Annotated in this window: 13 protein-coding genes; 10 read left to right on the top strand and 3 right to left on the bottom strand. The window is 60.1% G+C overall.

What is annotated here, in order from left to right; all coding sequences use genetic code 11:
- Positions 1-596: 596 nt before the first annotated feature.
- The gene (gcbA, locus tag AC1DHT_RS20190) at positions 597-2267 is read right to left on the bottom strand and encodes a diguanylate cyclase GcbA (RefSeq protein WP_427538108.1); all 1671 of its coding nucleotides are present in this window, start codon (positions 2265-2267) and stop codon (positions 597-599) included.
- A gap of 291 nt (positions 2268-2558) precedes the next feature.
- Between gcbA and AC1DHT_RS20185 the strand changes: the two genes are divergently transcribed.
- The 6 genes from AC1DHT_RS20185 to AC1DHT_RS20160 all read left to right on the top strand — a co-directional run bounded on the left by AC1DHT_RS20185 (position 2559) and on the right by AC1DHT_RS20160 (position 9293).
- Positions 2559-3626 carry a DUF2333 family protein gene (locus tag AC1DHT_RS20185; RefSeq protein WP_427538105.1) on the top strand — a complete coding sequence of 356 codons (1068 nt, stop codon included), beginning with the start codon at positions 2559-2561 and terminating at the stop codon, positions 3624-3626.
- Between the two features lie 3 nt (positions 3627-3629).
- On the top strand, positions 3630-4199 hold the full coding sequence (locus AC1DHT_RS20180) for an NUDIX hydrolase (protein ID WP_427538102.1): 570 nt from the start codon (positions 3630-3632) through the stop codon (positions 4197-4199).
- A 191-nt stretch (positions 4200-4390) separates the two neighbouring features.
- Entirely contained in the window at positions 4391-4762 is a 372-nt protein-coding gene (locus AC1DHT_RS20175; RefSeq protein WP_054595446.1) for a translation initiation factor Sui1, read from the top strand.
- 219 nt (positions 4763-4981) lie between these two features.
- Positions 4982-6895: an arginine decarboxylase gene (gene speA / locus AC1DHT_RS20170; protein ID WP_427538099.1), complete on the top strand. Its 1914-nt coding sequence runs from the start codon at positions 4982-4984 to the stop codon at positions 6893-6895.
- A gap of 233 nt (positions 6896-7128) precedes the next feature.
- A complete protein-coding gene (locus AC1DHT_RS20165; RefSeq protein WP_427538096.1) occupies positions 7129-8511 on the top strand; it encodes a type VI secretion system Vgr family protein in 1383 nt (460 codons plus the stop codon).
- Positions 8508-9293: a DUF4123 domain-containing protein gene (locus AC1DHT_RS20160; RefSeq protein ID WP_427538093.1), complete on the top strand. Its 786-nt coding sequence runs from the start codon at positions 8508-8510 to the stop codon at positions 9291-9293. The genes AC1DHT_RS20165 and AC1DHT_RS20160 overlap by 4 nt, the downstream gene beginning before the upstream one ends.
- Before the next feature lie 226 nt (positions 9294-9519).
- Here the strand turns inward: AC1DHT_RS20160 and AC1DHT_RS20155 are convergent, their stop codons facing one another.
- Positions 9520-10860: an MATE family efflux transporter gene (locus AC1DHT_RS20155; RefSeq protein ID WP_427538090.1), complete on the bottom strand. Its 1341-nt coding sequence runs from the start codon at positions 10858-10860 to the stop codon at positions 9520-9522.
- Positions 10861-11121: 261 nt separating this feature from the next.
- Complete coding sequence (locus AC1DHT_RS20150) at positions 11122-11415, bottom strand: hypothetical protein (RefSeq protein WP_401120673.1); 294 nt, start codon at positions 11413-11415, stop codon at positions 11122-11124.
- Positions 11416-11726: 311 nt separating this feature from the next.
- Here AC1DHT_RS20150 and AC1DHT_RS20145 point away from each other — a divergent pair, with 311 nt between their 5' ends.
- Genes AC1DHT_RS20145 through AC1DHT_RS20130 form a run of 4 tightly spaced genes read left to right on the top strand, consistent with a single transcriptional unit; the run spans position 11727 to position 13967 of the window.
- Positions 11727-12029, top strand: coding sequence for a MazG-like family protein (locus AC1DHT_RS20145; protein ID WP_054595452.1), 303 nt, complete (start codon positions 11727-11729; stop codon positions 12027-12029).
- Entirely contained in the window at positions 12029-12778 is a 750-nt protein-coding gene (locus tag AC1DHT_RS20140) for a methyltransferase domain-containing protein (protein WP_427538087.1), read from the top strand. The genes AC1DHT_RS20145 and AC1DHT_RS20140 overlap by 1 nt, the downstream gene beginning before the upstream one ends.
- A gap of 24 nt (positions 12779-12802) precedes the next feature.
- On the top strand, positions 12803-13381 hold the full coding sequence (locus AC1DHT_RS20135; protein ID WP_427538084.1) for a DUF4136 domain-containing protein: 579 nt from the start codon (positions 12803-12805) through the stop codon (positions 13379-13381).
- A 28-nt stretch (positions 13382-13409) separates the two neighbouring features.
- A complete protein-coding gene (locus AC1DHT_RS20130) occupies positions 13410-13967 on the top strand; it encodes a DUF4136 domain-containing protein (RefSeq protein WP_427538081.1) in 558 nt (185 codons plus the stop codon).
- The last annotated feature ends 28 nt before the right edge of the window (positions 13968-13995 follow it).

The raw sequence follows: 13995 nt of genomic DNA, 5'->3' as shown, positions 1-13995 counted from the left end.
CCAGTTCGCTGCGGCCACTGCTGACCAGTTTGTCCCGGGCCAGCGAGAGTTTGCCGACGTGCTGCGAGGCAACGAGCAGCGGTGGAAGATAGGCGGCAGCGGCGGGCGTATTGGCGCTGGTGGCGTATTGGCTGAGTTGTTCCAGACTAGCGCCCAGTTCGCGCTCGGCCTGGAGCAGCAAGGCTTGCGGATCACCCGCCAGTTTGCCAGCGGCCAGCAGGTCGGTCTTGCTGAAGTCATCGAGGCTGGCGAGGCTCGGACGCACGCTGTCGGCCAGCTCGGACGGCAGTTCGTCGAGGTCTTTTTGCAGGGTCTCGATGGCCTGGCTGGCGCTGCTCAGGCGCAGGGCGTCGCCGCTGGCCAGATAATCTTCGACGTTACGCGCCACTTGATTTTGAAAGTGCTGCGACAGACCCAGATAGCGCTCCATCAACAGATAAGGACGCTCCAGGGCTTTTTGCGACCACCAGAGGGTGGCGCCGAGTGCGAGACACACCGCGACTAAAAGCAGGGTATTGAGATTGGTCAGCAACTTCAGGCGCATCGCGGTTCTACCAACGACAGAATGGTAAGTGCCTGAAGTTATTGCGTTTGTGTTACAGGGTTATGACCGAATCGGTGGATTCAGATGAAAAAGTGGCACTTTGATTCGACGGCCGTGCCGCTTGAACGCGATTGCGTCCGGCGTGCTTGGCGCGGTACAGCGCCTCATCCGCCTGGCTGGCCATCATCAGGCTGTCGGAATCTTCATGCAGGTCCACCACGCCGGCGCTGAAGGTGCACCAGAGGTCCTGCGGCTGGGCCGGGTAGTGGATCTCGGCAAAGCGCTGGCGGATTTCATCGAGCACTTTATAGGCCGATTCGATATCGGTGTCCGGCATCACAATGGCGAACTCTTCACCGCCATACCGGCCGATGAAGTCGGTCTTGCGCAGGCGTTGCTTGAGAAACAGTGCCAGGCTCTTGATCACCCGGTCGCCCATGGGGTGGCCGTGGCTGTCGTTGACCCGCTTGAAATGGTCAATATCGAGCATCGCAAAGCTTAATGGCTTGTTCTCGCGACGGGCGCGGAAGCTGCAGTCTTCGAGCAATTGCAGAATATGGGTGTGGTTATAGAGACCGGTCAGGCTGTCACGGACCATTCGCGCCTTGAGGTTGCGCGCCCGGGCTGCACGGTTTCGTACGGTGGTGATCAGGTGCCGCGGCTTGATCGGCTTGGTCAGGAAGTCGTCGCCACCTTCGCTCATGGCGTCGAGCTGCTTGTCCAGGTCGTCTTCGGCCGACAAGTAAATGATCGGCACGCTCACATAGCGGTCATTGTGCCGGATCACCTTGGCCAGTTCGGTGCCAGTGCAGGCCGGCATGTACATGTCGAGGATGATCAGGTCCGGCTGGAAATCCGCCAGTTCGGCCATCGCCTGAATCGGCTCGATCAAGGTGCGGGTGACGATCCCGGCACTGTTGAGCAGGCGCTCGGTGTGCAGGGCCTGGGCACGGGAGTCGTCGATGATCAGCACTTTATAAGGCTCGTACTGGGCGACGCAGGTCAGCACTTCGATCTTTTCCAGCAGGCTCGACGCTTCGAGGGTGCCGGTCAGAAACTCCTGGCCGCCGGCGCGTACGGCTGCGAGGCGGGTCGGGGTGTCGGTTTCCAGCAAGCTGAAAAACAGCAGCGGCAGTTTCTGCTCCAGGCCTTCCTGAGCTTCGGCTGCCAATTGCAGGCCCATGCCGGGGCCGCTGAAGTCGACGTCCATGACTATCGCTGCCGGCAACCGCTCGACCATCGAGGAGCGAAACGCCGCCACGCTGTCCAGCGATTGCGCGCTGAGACCGAAAAATTCGAGTTGCTTGGCCAGTCGCTCGGCGCGGTCGTGATCTTGCAGCATCACGTAGATCGGCTTGCGCAGTGGCGGTAGAAAGGTTTGTTCGAGCTGGTCGCCATGCCGCAGGCCGGTGCGCGACAGGCGCTGCATCAGGCGATTGAGGTCGGTGATCAGCCCGCTGCTCAGGCGTCCGCGGTTGGCGTCGACGGCCGCAAGCGACTGGCTGATGCTGTGCGCCAGGTGGGTGTGCTCGGGTTGTTCGAAGCGTTCGGCGAAACGCAGCAGCCGCAGGTTCGCTTCACTCAGCTCTGCCAGGTCCGTGCCAGACCATTCACAGCGTTGCAGGCGCTGCCATATCTCAAGAATCTGACGTGCTTGATGAATTACCCGCTGGGCAAAGTGGTGCTTGAGGCGCTCACGGCTGGGGTCTTCTGGCTCGGTCATATCCTGACTACTAGTTAGGGTGCATGCTGAGATCGACTGGTGGCTCTATGCTAGCACCTCTTTCCGATGCCATGAGTGTCGTACATCAATAAACTGTAAAGCGACGTTATTCAGTTCCTGACCGACTGGTCGCATAGGATCAACGCTGTGCTTCATTTATAGTGGCTGCTCGACTCGCGTCCACTGTGCGATCCACGGTCTGCCGGGCAGATTTAATCTGCTCGCAGCAAAGCACGATGGAGTAGGGTTGTGGTCGAACCGACGAACTCAAGTGATTGAAAGGATATCGCCATGCTGGACTGGAAGAACCGCACAGGCAGCGCGCCTGAACGTGCCGCCGAACCCAAGTCGGCAACCCGCAGCTATTTAGGTGGCCTGCTGTTCAGCCGCGCATTGGCCACCTTGATCGGCCTGTATTTGCTGGTGGTCCTCGCCCTGGGTTGGTACTGGAGCCATGAACCTGCGCTGTTTCCGGTTCAGCAGAACGCGCAGCTGGCCGCCGAGAAGGAAGGCAAACAGATGGTCATCGGCTACACCACGGTCGAAACCCTCAAGACCGTCGCCGGTACCTTGCTGCACAAGCCGGGTGGCTATATTTCCAACGACCGTTTTCCACCAGGCTTGTGGCTGGACGACATGCCGAATTGGGAATATGGCGTGCTGGTGCAAGTCCGCGATCTGACCCGCGCCTTGCGTAAAGACTTTGCCCGTTCGCAATCGCAATCGGCTGAAGACGCTGATCTGGCCAAGGCCGAGCCGCGTTTCAACTTCGACAACAAGAGCTGGATGCTGCCGTCCAGCGAGTCGGAATACCAGGAAGGCATCAACTCCCTGAGCCGTTACCAGGCTCGCCTGTCCGATCCAACGCAAAAAAACGCCCAGTTCTATGCGCGTGCCGACAACCTGAACAACTGGTTGGGGGATGTCGCGACCCGCTTGGGTTCGCTGTCGCAACGGCTGTCGGCCAGTGTTGGCCGAGTCAAGCTGAACACCGCGCTGAAAACCGAAACCCTGGCGCCGGGTCAGGTGCCGCAGGTGGATGAAGAGCGGGTGGAAACCCCTTGGCTGCAGATCGACGACGTCTTCTATGAAGCGCGCGGTCAGGCCTGGGCACTGTCGCATTTGCTGCGCGCCATCGAAGTCGACTTCGCCGATGTACTGGCGAAGAAGAACGCGACGGTCAGCGTACGTCAGATCATTCGTGAACTGGAGGCCTCCCAGGAAACAGTCTGGAGCCCGATGATCCTCAACGGCAGCGGTTTCGGGGTTTTGGCCAACCACTCGCTGGTCATGGCCAACTACATCTCGCGGGCCAACGCGGCAGTTATCGATTTGCGTCAATTGCTCAATCAGGGCTGAGTCATGGTTGATAATGTCAATGAGGCTGCGCACCGCGCAGCCTCGGACGCCGAACAGATCGCCTGGGTCGACGAGCAGGACAACCTGCTCGGTTCGCTGGTGCGTTCGGACTTGCGCGAGCGCGGTCTGATCGGACGTGGCACCTACATCATGCTGTTCAACTCGGTCGGCGAACTGTGTGTGCATCAGCGCACGTTCAGTAAAGCCATTTACCCGGGATTCTGGGATGTGGCGGCGGGCGGCATGGTGCTGGCGACCGAAAGCTATGCCGAATCGGCGGCCCGTGAGCTGGAAGAAGAGCTGGGCGTCAGTGGGGTCGAGCTGACCGCCCATGATCATTTTTTCTTTGAAGACACTGGTAACCGCTTGTGGTGTTCGGCGTTTTCGGCGGTCTGGGACGGGCCATTGATCCTGCAGCCGGAAGAAGTGCTTCAGGCCCGCTTTATTCCCATCGAACAGGTGATGCTGGAAATCACGCAGAAGCCTTACTGCCCGGACTCTCTGGCGGCGTTGAAGCGCTATCTGCGCGCGCGCGGGGGTGACGCTCTGAAGGACGTCGCAAAAGATCTATAAAATGGCGCCGATTGGCTCTTAGCAAGTGCGCTTTTTGCCGTTACACTGCGCGACCTTTTCAAGCTGAACCGGTATTCCTTTTGTAGGAGCATCCGGTCAGTAGCGCTGCCCCTGCCTGAGTGGGGCTTCGCGGTCGATAGCACGTGCCAACGTTGCTGCGACCAGTCTTTGTCCTCCCAAGAGGATTGCCGGTGGCCAAAAAAGCCGCATCCTTCGCCGCCCTTGGTGGCCTGGTATTTTCCACCGACGCAGGTCGACATTGCCCGGACTGTAGCCAGCCGGTGGCAGCCTGCATCTGCAAACAAACCGTTATCCCGGCCGGCGACGGCATCGCGCGCGTGCGCCGCGAAAGCAAGGGCCGGGGTGGCAAGACGGTGACGACCATCAGCGGCGTACCGCTGGCTGAAGATGCGCTCAAGGAGCTCGCCACGACGTTGAAGAAACGTTGCGGTACAGGTGGCGCGTTGAAGGACGGGATCATCGAGATCCAGGGCGATCATGTCGAGCTACTCTTGGCAGAGCTGATCAAACACGGTTTCAAAGCGAAGAAATCCGGCGGCTAGCAGCCTCTGTGAAAACCACCCCGACTTGATGCAGTCCTGATCCGATTCAGGTTGAACGTCGTCTCCATGGTTTTCACAGAGCCTGTTCTGACCGGTTTCTAAACTCAGCGCTGTAAGTGTGGTCTATCCCGCTTGCAGGCTAATCGTCATTTTTTCACTTTAGACTGCGCCAGCCCTCAACCCGGGTGGCGCTCTTTGACTTCTTTATAGGGGACTTCGATGTCCGTACGACGCACACGCAAAGACGATGGCAGCCAATGGACAGTTGCGGACAGCCGCAGTGTTTACGGGATTCGCCATTGGGGGGCCGGGTATTTCGCGATCAGTGACGCCGGTCGCGTAGAAGTTCGTCCGAACGGTCCGAGCAGCTCGCCTATCGATCTGTTCGAGCAAGTCGCACAGCTGCGTAAAAGCGGCCTGTCCTTGCCACTGCTGGTGCGCTTCCCGGACATCCTGCAAGACCGCGTCCGTCAGTTGACCGGCGCCTTCGACGCGAACATCGAGCGTCTGGAATACCAGAGCAAGTACACCGCGCTGTACCCGATCAAGGTCAACCAGCAGGAAGCGGTGATCGAGAACATCATCGCCACCCAGAACGTGTCCATCGGCCTGGAAGCCGGTTCCAAGCCGGAACTGCTGGCCGTGCTGGCCCTGGCGCCAAAGGGCGGCACCATCGTCTGCAACGGTTACAAGGACCGTGAGTTCATCCGTCTGGCACTGATGGGCCAGAAGCTGGGCCACAACGTGTTCATCGTGATCGAGAAAGAATCCGAAGTCGGCCTGGTGATCGAAGAGGCTGCCTCGCTGAAGGTCAAGCCTCAAGTCGGCCTGCGGGTTCGCCTGTCGTCCCTGGCATCGAGCAAATGGGCTGACACTGGCGGCGAAAAATCCAAGTTCGGGCTGTCTGCTGCCCAGTTGCTGTCGGTAGTCGAGCGCTTCCGTGCGGCCGGTCTGGATCAGGGCATCCGTTTGCTGCACTTCCACATGGGCTCGCAGATCGCCAACCTGGCGGACTACCAGCACGGCTTCAAGGAAGCGATCCGTTACTACGGCGAACTGCGCAACCTTGGCCTACCGGTGGATCACATCGACGTGGGGGGTGGCCTGGGCGTCGACTACGACGGTACCCATTCGCGCAACGCCAGCTCGATCAACTACGACATGGACGATTACGCCGGTGTCGTGGTCGGCATGCTCAAGGAATTCTGCGACGCGCAGAACCTGCCGCATCCGAACATCTTCTCCGAGAGTGGTCGTTCGCTGACCGCTCACCACGCCATGCTGGTGGTGCAGGTCACCGACGTCGAGAAACACAACGACGACGTGCCGATGATCGAGAACAAGGAAGAGCTGCCGGAAACCGTGCAATGGCTGGTCGACCTGCTCGGTCCGACCGATATCGAGATGGTCACCGAAACCTACTGGCGCGCGACGCACTACATGAGCGACGTGGCCAGCCAGTACGCCGATGGCAAGCTGACCCTGGCCGAGAAAGCCCTGGCCGAGCAATGCTACTTCGCCGTCTGCCGTCGCCTGCATAACTCGTTGAAAGCCCGTCAGCGCTCGCACCGTCAGGTGCTCGACGAACTCAACGACAAGCTGGCCGACAAGTACATCTGCAACTTCTCGGTATTCCAAAGCCTGCCGGACACCTGGGCCATCGGCCAGGTCCTGCCGATCCTGCCGCTGCACCGTCTTGATGAAGAGCCGATGCGCCGCGCCGTGCTGCAAGACCTGACCTGTGACTCTGATGGCAAGATCAAGCAGTACGTCGACGAGCAGAGCATCGAAACCAGCCTGCCGGTGCACGGGCTCAATGATGGCGAAGACTACTTGCTGGGGATTTTCCTGGTGGGTGCTTACCAGGAAATTCTCGGTGACATGCACAACCTGTTCGGTGACACCGACTCGGTAAACATCTACCAGAATGCCGACGGCAGCGTTTACCACGCCGGTATCGAAACCCACGACACCATCGAGGACATGCTGCGTTACGTGCACTTGTCACCGGAAGAGCTGATGACGCACTACCGCGACAAAGTGGCCAGCGCTCGAATCAGTGCTACCGAGCGTACCCAGTACCTCGATGCCTTGCGCCTGGGTCTGACTCGTTCGTCTTACCTGTCTTCTTGAGGTAGGGAACCGCTGTGACCAGGTTGTCGGAAAATACTCCGCGTAGTGCGGAGTTTTCGGAGGACCTGGTACGGCATTTCTTTATTTTTGTAGCGATTTGCCGTGCCCACGCACTTTCAACGCTGTGTGGTCTTCATTTCGCGTAGGCCATTTCCTAAGTTGTACTTCGGCACTCTACTCGGCCATGTCTCTCAGCGAGAATCCCCGGCCGTCCCTCCTGTAGAGAAACGCCGATGTTCGATCCCGTCAACGAGCCGTCATTTCGTCTGGAGATAGCGGGTCAGCCCCAACCCTTTGTCGTTGTCGCCTTTAGCGGCTGCGAGTCCATCAGCCAGCCCTTTGTCTTTCAGCTGGATCTGCAGTTCGATGAGCTGAGACTGGATATCGCGAGCCTGATGTTTCGCTCGGCGTACCTGGGGTTTGGGGGCGCGGGCACCGGTATCCACGGACAGATTCATGACCTTGCCCCGCTTCATGACGACGCGGTGCCGGCGCTCTGGCGTCTGTGCCTTGGGCCGAAGCTGGCCTGCCTGGCGCAACGCTGCAATCAGCGAATTTTCACCGGTCTGTCAGTCCCGCAGATTCTGCTTCGGGTACTGAAGGAGCACGGCATAGACGAAAGAAACTGTCGATTCGAACTCAGGAACGATTACCCCGTGCGGGAGTTTTGCACTCAGTACCGTGAGTCGGATTTGGCGTTTCTTCAGCGTCTGTGTGAGCAAGAGCGAATTCACTACCACTTTCAGCACCGCAAGCACGGTCATTGCCTGATCTTTGCCGACACTTGGCGCAGTTTGTCTCCAGGTGCCGGCACAACCTTTGATACCCAAGGCACTGCACCCGCCGTCAGGCGTTTCAAGGTTCATGCTCATGCCGATGTGGCACGTCACGATGGATTGCCGAAACCTGTTGCAGCAGGCGAAACGGACCTGCCGAACCTGCGTAGCGGCATGCTGATGCCGTTGTCGGGCCATCCGTTTGCCGACTGGAATCACCTTTGGTTGCTGACCCGGGTCGAGCATTCGGGCAGTCAGGCGCAGTTGCCGTACTACCGCAACCGCATTGATGCGATTCCCTGGGAGGCGCCGTTCGTACCGTTTCCTCCAAGCGAGAAACCTCGGATGAACAGCGTGCAACGTGGCTGGGTGGTCAATGTCGCCGAACCTCGCAGCGACGCGGCCCGACGCATCGCCGTGCAGTTCGATTGGCTTTATCAGGGCGAGGGCGCACGGCCCAGCCATTGCTGGCTGCCGGTCTCGCCCCAACTGTCTGCAGAGTCGGTTGCCGGTTTAACGGCGGGGGTCGATGTCTGTGTGAGCTTTATCGAGGGCGACCCGGACCAGCCATTGATCACCGGCATATTTCGGGGGCCGCCGTTGAATGTCGACAGCGTGTTGCCTGCCGAAACCTCCCCGCTCTCAGTGGTCGGGGAGGCGCTCCCGGCACTGGAAGTTTTATCGCCCGAGGATCGCCAAGACTTATTGGCGTTGGTTCAGAGCAGTCAGCCCTTGGTGTTGCTGTGTTTGATACCCGGCGGGGGAAGTTTCATGCATTGCCGGCAAGTGATCTGCGCCTGCCGCACAGTGGCAGGGCTTGGCCAAAGTGGTGCGGCATGATCGCTGCCCAGTCGGCTCAATGGCTTTTGCTGGATGTACCGGGCTCGCCGCAGGCAGGGTGGAGCCTGCAGCAGCGGTTTGCCGACTTACCGTGTTACGCGTTGTTCGAGAGCACCGACTTGCATGCGTTGCGCGACCAGGGGCCGCAGTTGATCGAACTGTCGGCGCAATCGCCGCTGATGCAATGTTGCCACGACGAGCCTGCGGACTGGCCGGGGTTGCTGCTGGTCAGCTCAGCATCCCCGGAGCAATTGCTCGGGCACCTTCGACGTATGCTCACGGTCACGTTCGGGCTTCATTACAAAGGCTTGCTCAGCTACTACAATCCATTTATCGCCAGTTACTTTTTTGATGCCAGTGATGCCCACGAGTTGAGCCGCTGGCTGGGGCCGATCGATAAGCTGTACTGGTACGGTGGAACCTGGGAGGACCGGGCGATCGGCAGTCTGGGGTGGTTGCATATGGTCAATCCGCGATTGGCCGTCAGCGAACTGGCCATTGAAGACAGCCTCAGCCTTCGCCAGCAGAACAAGTTGCAAGCCTGCCTGCTGGAGCGTCATGCATGGCACTGGAGTCGCTCGACGGGCCACGACTTTGGCACGATCTGGTCTTTTGTGCAGGAAGGACTCGAACAGGGCTTCAGCGAGCAGACGGTGCTCGATGGCTGGTTGCGATTACGTTTGCAATACCCGTCAGCCACACCCGAAGCACACCTGCCGGGGCGCACTCAGCAAGAGCGGCTCGACAGCCTGCGCAACCGCTGGCAAAGCTATCGTTCCTGAATTCACCGCACTCTGCAGGCCAAATCGCGATGAAGAACTGCACTCGTAGCAGCTGCCGAGCCCGCGAGGCTGCGTTAGAGGCGGGCCGCGTTCGGACGAAGTCCTCGTAAATCCTGAGTACGCGGTTTGCCTGAAAGAACACGCTGCCTGATTCAACGACTGCTTCGCAGCCGAACGCAGCCTCGCGGGCTCGGCAGCTGCTACACGAGCTGGAGCAGCACGATGTTCAGACGGTGAACCAGCCATCGTTCTTGCGCAGGTTCCAGGCGAATGCCCCAAGCGTCAGGCTGCGCAGCACCATGAACAGTAGAAAGGTCAGCCACAGTCCATGGTTGCCGAACCCTTGCAGTGCCCAGGCAAATGGCAGCAATAGCAGCAGCGTCAGCAGCATGCCGTTGCGCATTTCCCGGGCCCGGGTGGCGCCGATGAACAGGCCGTCGAGCAAGTAGCTCCAGACGGCGATCAGCGGCAGTGCGGCGAGGTACGGCAAGTAGACGAACGCAGTGTCGCGCACGCTCTGGATGTTGGTCTGCATCTCGATGAACAGATGTCCGGCGCAGACAAACAGCAGCGCAAAACCCAGGCTGGCAATCAATGACCAGCCGCAGGCGACCACCAGGGACCGACGCAAGGCCTGGCGGTCATGGGCACCGATGGCGTGGCCGCACAGAGCCTCCACTGCGTGGGCCAGGCCATCCAGGGCATGGGCGGTCAACAGCAAACCATTCAGCAATAATGCATTGGCCGCCACCGTCGCATCGCCGAGCCGTGCGCCTTGCACGGTCACCATGAAGAACACCGATTGCAGCGCCAGACTGCGAATGAAAATGTCCCGGTTGACCGCCAGCAGCGGCCGCCAGCTCTGCCACAGCGCCAGTGCCGCCCAGGCGATATGCCCGGGGTAGGCGCGCAGGGCGTTACGGGTCATGGCCAGGCCGAGCAGGGCGCCGGTCCATTCGGCGATCACTGAAGCACGGGCCGCTCCGACAACGCCCCATTGCAGACCCAGGACGAACCACAGGTTCAGAGCGATATTCACCAGGTTGGTGGTCAGCAGAATCGCCAGCGGTGCGCGGGCGTTCTGGGTGCCGAGGAACCAGCCGACCAGCGCATAACTGGCCAGCGCCGCGGGTAAGCCAAACAACCGGGTATGGAAAAACTCGCGGGTCAGTTGATCAAGTTCGGCCGATGGCTGCATGAAGTGCAACGCCACGCCACTGAGCGGTACGCCCAGCATCCCGAGCAGCAGCGCCAGCCCCATCGCCAATAGCAAGCCTTGCAGCAGGATCTGCCGCAGCGCAGCGCCATCACCGCGCCCGGCCGCCTGCGCTGCAAACCCGGTGGAGCCCATACGCAGAAAACCCATGGCCCAGGCCAGAAAGGTGTACAGGCTGGCGCCCACCGCAACCGCGCCGAGCTGATGCGCGTGGGGCAGGTGGCCGACCACCGTGCTGTCGACCAGCGCCACCAGCGGCACGGAAATGTTCGAAAGAATCATCGGCGCGGCAAGCGCCCAGACGCGGCGATGGGTCGCACGATCGCGCCAGTCGGTGATCAACGTAGACATTCAGGCTCCTTTCGAGAGCGGGCATTGTAGCGGCAGATCCAAGCGTCGTTGGGCGCTTGTTGTGGGGCATCAGTCAATCTGCCACGCACGACGAGCGCCCCGCGTTTAACCGTGCCGAAGATGGTAATTCAGGTCACTAGTTGCCGCGCACGCTGAATGGTGGGGGCGAGCCTGCTCGCGATAGCAGTCTTGCAGGCAGCCTGTTTGTCGAGTCTGAAACCGTCATCGCGAGCTGGCTCGCTCCCACATGGGGTTTGGGTGTTAGTGAACCACCCAGCTCAACACCCACAACCCCAGCACCAGCCAGATAATCCCGGCGATGATCGATGCACGCATGAAGGCGCGGATCGCCGAGTACAGCAGCATCAAGCCGATGATCAGCACGAGAATGCTGATGATCGAGGGCTCCATGCCCAGTGCTCGTGACAGCCCGTCGACGAAATTGCCGCTGGCGTGAGTCAAGGCATTGAACAGCCCACTGAGCGTATCGACGATGAACCGGATGACCGAACCCAGCGCCTGACCGAGCCATTCGAAAAAGCTATCTACCTGCATGTATACGTCCTGATGAAAGAGTGGGTGCCGGAGCTGAGCGCTTTGGCCATTGTCAGGGCTGGCGAGCACCCTTGAAGCTTAGAGGTTTGGTGGTTTGAATTCGCGAATAGTAACTGAACGCCTGCGCCTACTGGGCAAGCTTCTGCGTTCTGTAGCGGTTGGAGTCAGAATCGGGCTTTTAGTCCCAACCATCCCTTCAAGTCTCAACATACAAGCGGGCTTGCTCGCGAACTGTCACGAAGCGACAGCAGTGTCCGGCGCTTGCCTTCATCCGCCATCGGCATGAAGCTATACGCCTTCAGGAGAGCCCGATGAACCTTGTTGAACTGACCGAACGCCTGCACTGTATCCGTGATCGCAACGACTGGCGGCAATTTCACAGCCCGAAGAACCTGGCCATGGCCGCCAGTGTCGAAATGGCCGAGCTGGTGGAAATTTTCCAATGGTTGAGCGAAGACCAGTCGCGCCAGTTGCCGGCGGACAAACTCGCCCATGCCGGTCAGGAAGTCGGCGATATCGTGCTTTATCTACTGCTGCTGTGCAGCGAGCTGGGGTTGGACATGGAACAGGTAGTACGCAGCAAGCTGGCCGACAGCGAACGGCGGTTCAGCTGATGAGCGACCGTCATTTCGATCAGCTGGCGACCCGTTTCGCCGAAAAAATCTACGGTGGTGCCAAAGGCGCAATCCGTCTGGCGGTGCTTCAGGCCGACCTGGCCGAAACCCTGCCTGATCGCCCATTGCGGGTGCTGGATATCGGCGCAGGCCTTGGGCACATGTCGTTGTGGCTGGCCCAGCGCGGCCACCAGGTGACCCTGGCCGAGCCTGCCGAACCGATGCTCGAAGGCGCCCGCCAGCGCTTCGCCGACGCAGGGCAAACAGCGACGTTTATCCAGGCGCCGTGGCAAGAGCTGCTCGGTCAACTCACCGAGCCTTACGACCTGGTGCTGTGCCACGCGGTGCTGGAGTGGTTGGCCGAGCCTCACGCGATTCTGCCGGTGCTGCATCAGCTGACGACTAAAGACGGCTGGTTGTCGCTGGCGTTCTATAACCGCGATGCGCTGATTTACCGCAACTTGCTCAAGGGGCATTTCCGCAAGATGCGCAAGAACGACATGGCCGGCGAGAAGCAGAGCCTGACCCCGCAGATGCCTCTGGATCCGCGCGAACTGGCGACGCAACTGGAAGGTTTGTGGCAGGTTGAAACCCAAAGCGGAGTGCGGGTTTTTCATGACTACATGCCGCTGGAGTTCCAGGCCCGAGCCGAACTGATCGACTTGCTGGAAATGGAACTGGCCCACCGTCGTCACCCGAGTTTTGCGGGGCTGGGGCGTTACCTGCACTGGATCTGTCGCCCGGTCTGAACCGTGGCTTCTGTGGAGAGCATCATGAAACGCCGTTTGGGATTGATCATGTTGTGTCTGGGACTCGGTGCCTGCCAGGGCAGCAATCCGTATATCGCCAGCTCCAACCCGCTACCACCGGCCCCACCACACGCCGCCAACACCTTTGATCGCAGCGCCTATCCAGCGGCGCCGCGTGATTACAGCCGTTACCAAAGCTGGGCCTGGCTCAACGGCCGGTTGCCCAATGGCTCGGCCTTGGCCGACTCGGCGCAGATCGCCGAAGCGGTCAGTAATGCGCTGGATCAACGGGGTTTGCGCCCGCTGCACGACAATCGTCCGGCCGATCTGTGGGTCAGCGCCGACCTGCATCAGGAAACCCGCCTGATGCAGGTTCAGGACGATTACGGTTATGGCGGCTACGGGATGTACAACACGGCGCCGATCGTACGTACCTATCAGGTGCAAGTGCTGGTGATTCGAGTGGATCTGTTCGACGCCAGCACTGGGCAACCGGTCTGGAGTGCCAGCGCTGAAACGGGCCTCCAAGGCAACGAAATAGAGCGTGGCGATGCGTTACGAACAGCTGTGGAAAAGGCGGTAGCGGCGTATCCTCCTAGTTAGGTTCCCTGCCTGGACCCGGAGAAAAATCATGTCCCTTCGTCTCTCATTACTGGCGTGCGCTGTGTTGCTCAGCGCCTGCCAAACGACCAAGGTCAATTACGATTTTGATGCCAGCCGCGACTTCGCCGCCTATCGCAGTTGGGCGTGGAAAGAGCCAGCGGTGCAATACCGCCCCGAGGATCCGCGGATCAAGAGCGACCTCACCGAACAACGCATTCGCCAGGCGGTTGCCGATCAACTCGACCAGCGTGGCCTGCGCCCGGCGGCTACCGGTGCCAAGGCTGACGTCAATGTGCGGACCTACCTGATCGTCGAGGATCGCCAGCAGCAAATCACCACCAACTATGGCGGTGCTTGGGGTGGCCCCTGGAACGGCTACTGGGGCGCACCGATGTACAACGAAACCCGCAACGTCTCCTACAAGGTCGCCACGCTTCAGATCGACCTGCTTGATGGCAAGGATGGCAAGCTGGTCTGGCGTGGCAGTGATGAGCAACTGCTCAGCAGATCGCCGCAGCCCGCCGACCGCAGCGCCGCGATTCGCGCAACGGTAGGGCGGATATTGAGCAACTACCCACCGAAATAAAGCACTTGAATCATCGGCGCCGGCAAGT

The sequence above is a fragment of the Pseudomonas sp. 05N432 genome (assembly GCF_056396945.1).
Note: the sequence above shows the minus strand (reverse complement) of the source record. Positions and strands in the feature narration are given on the sequence as shown.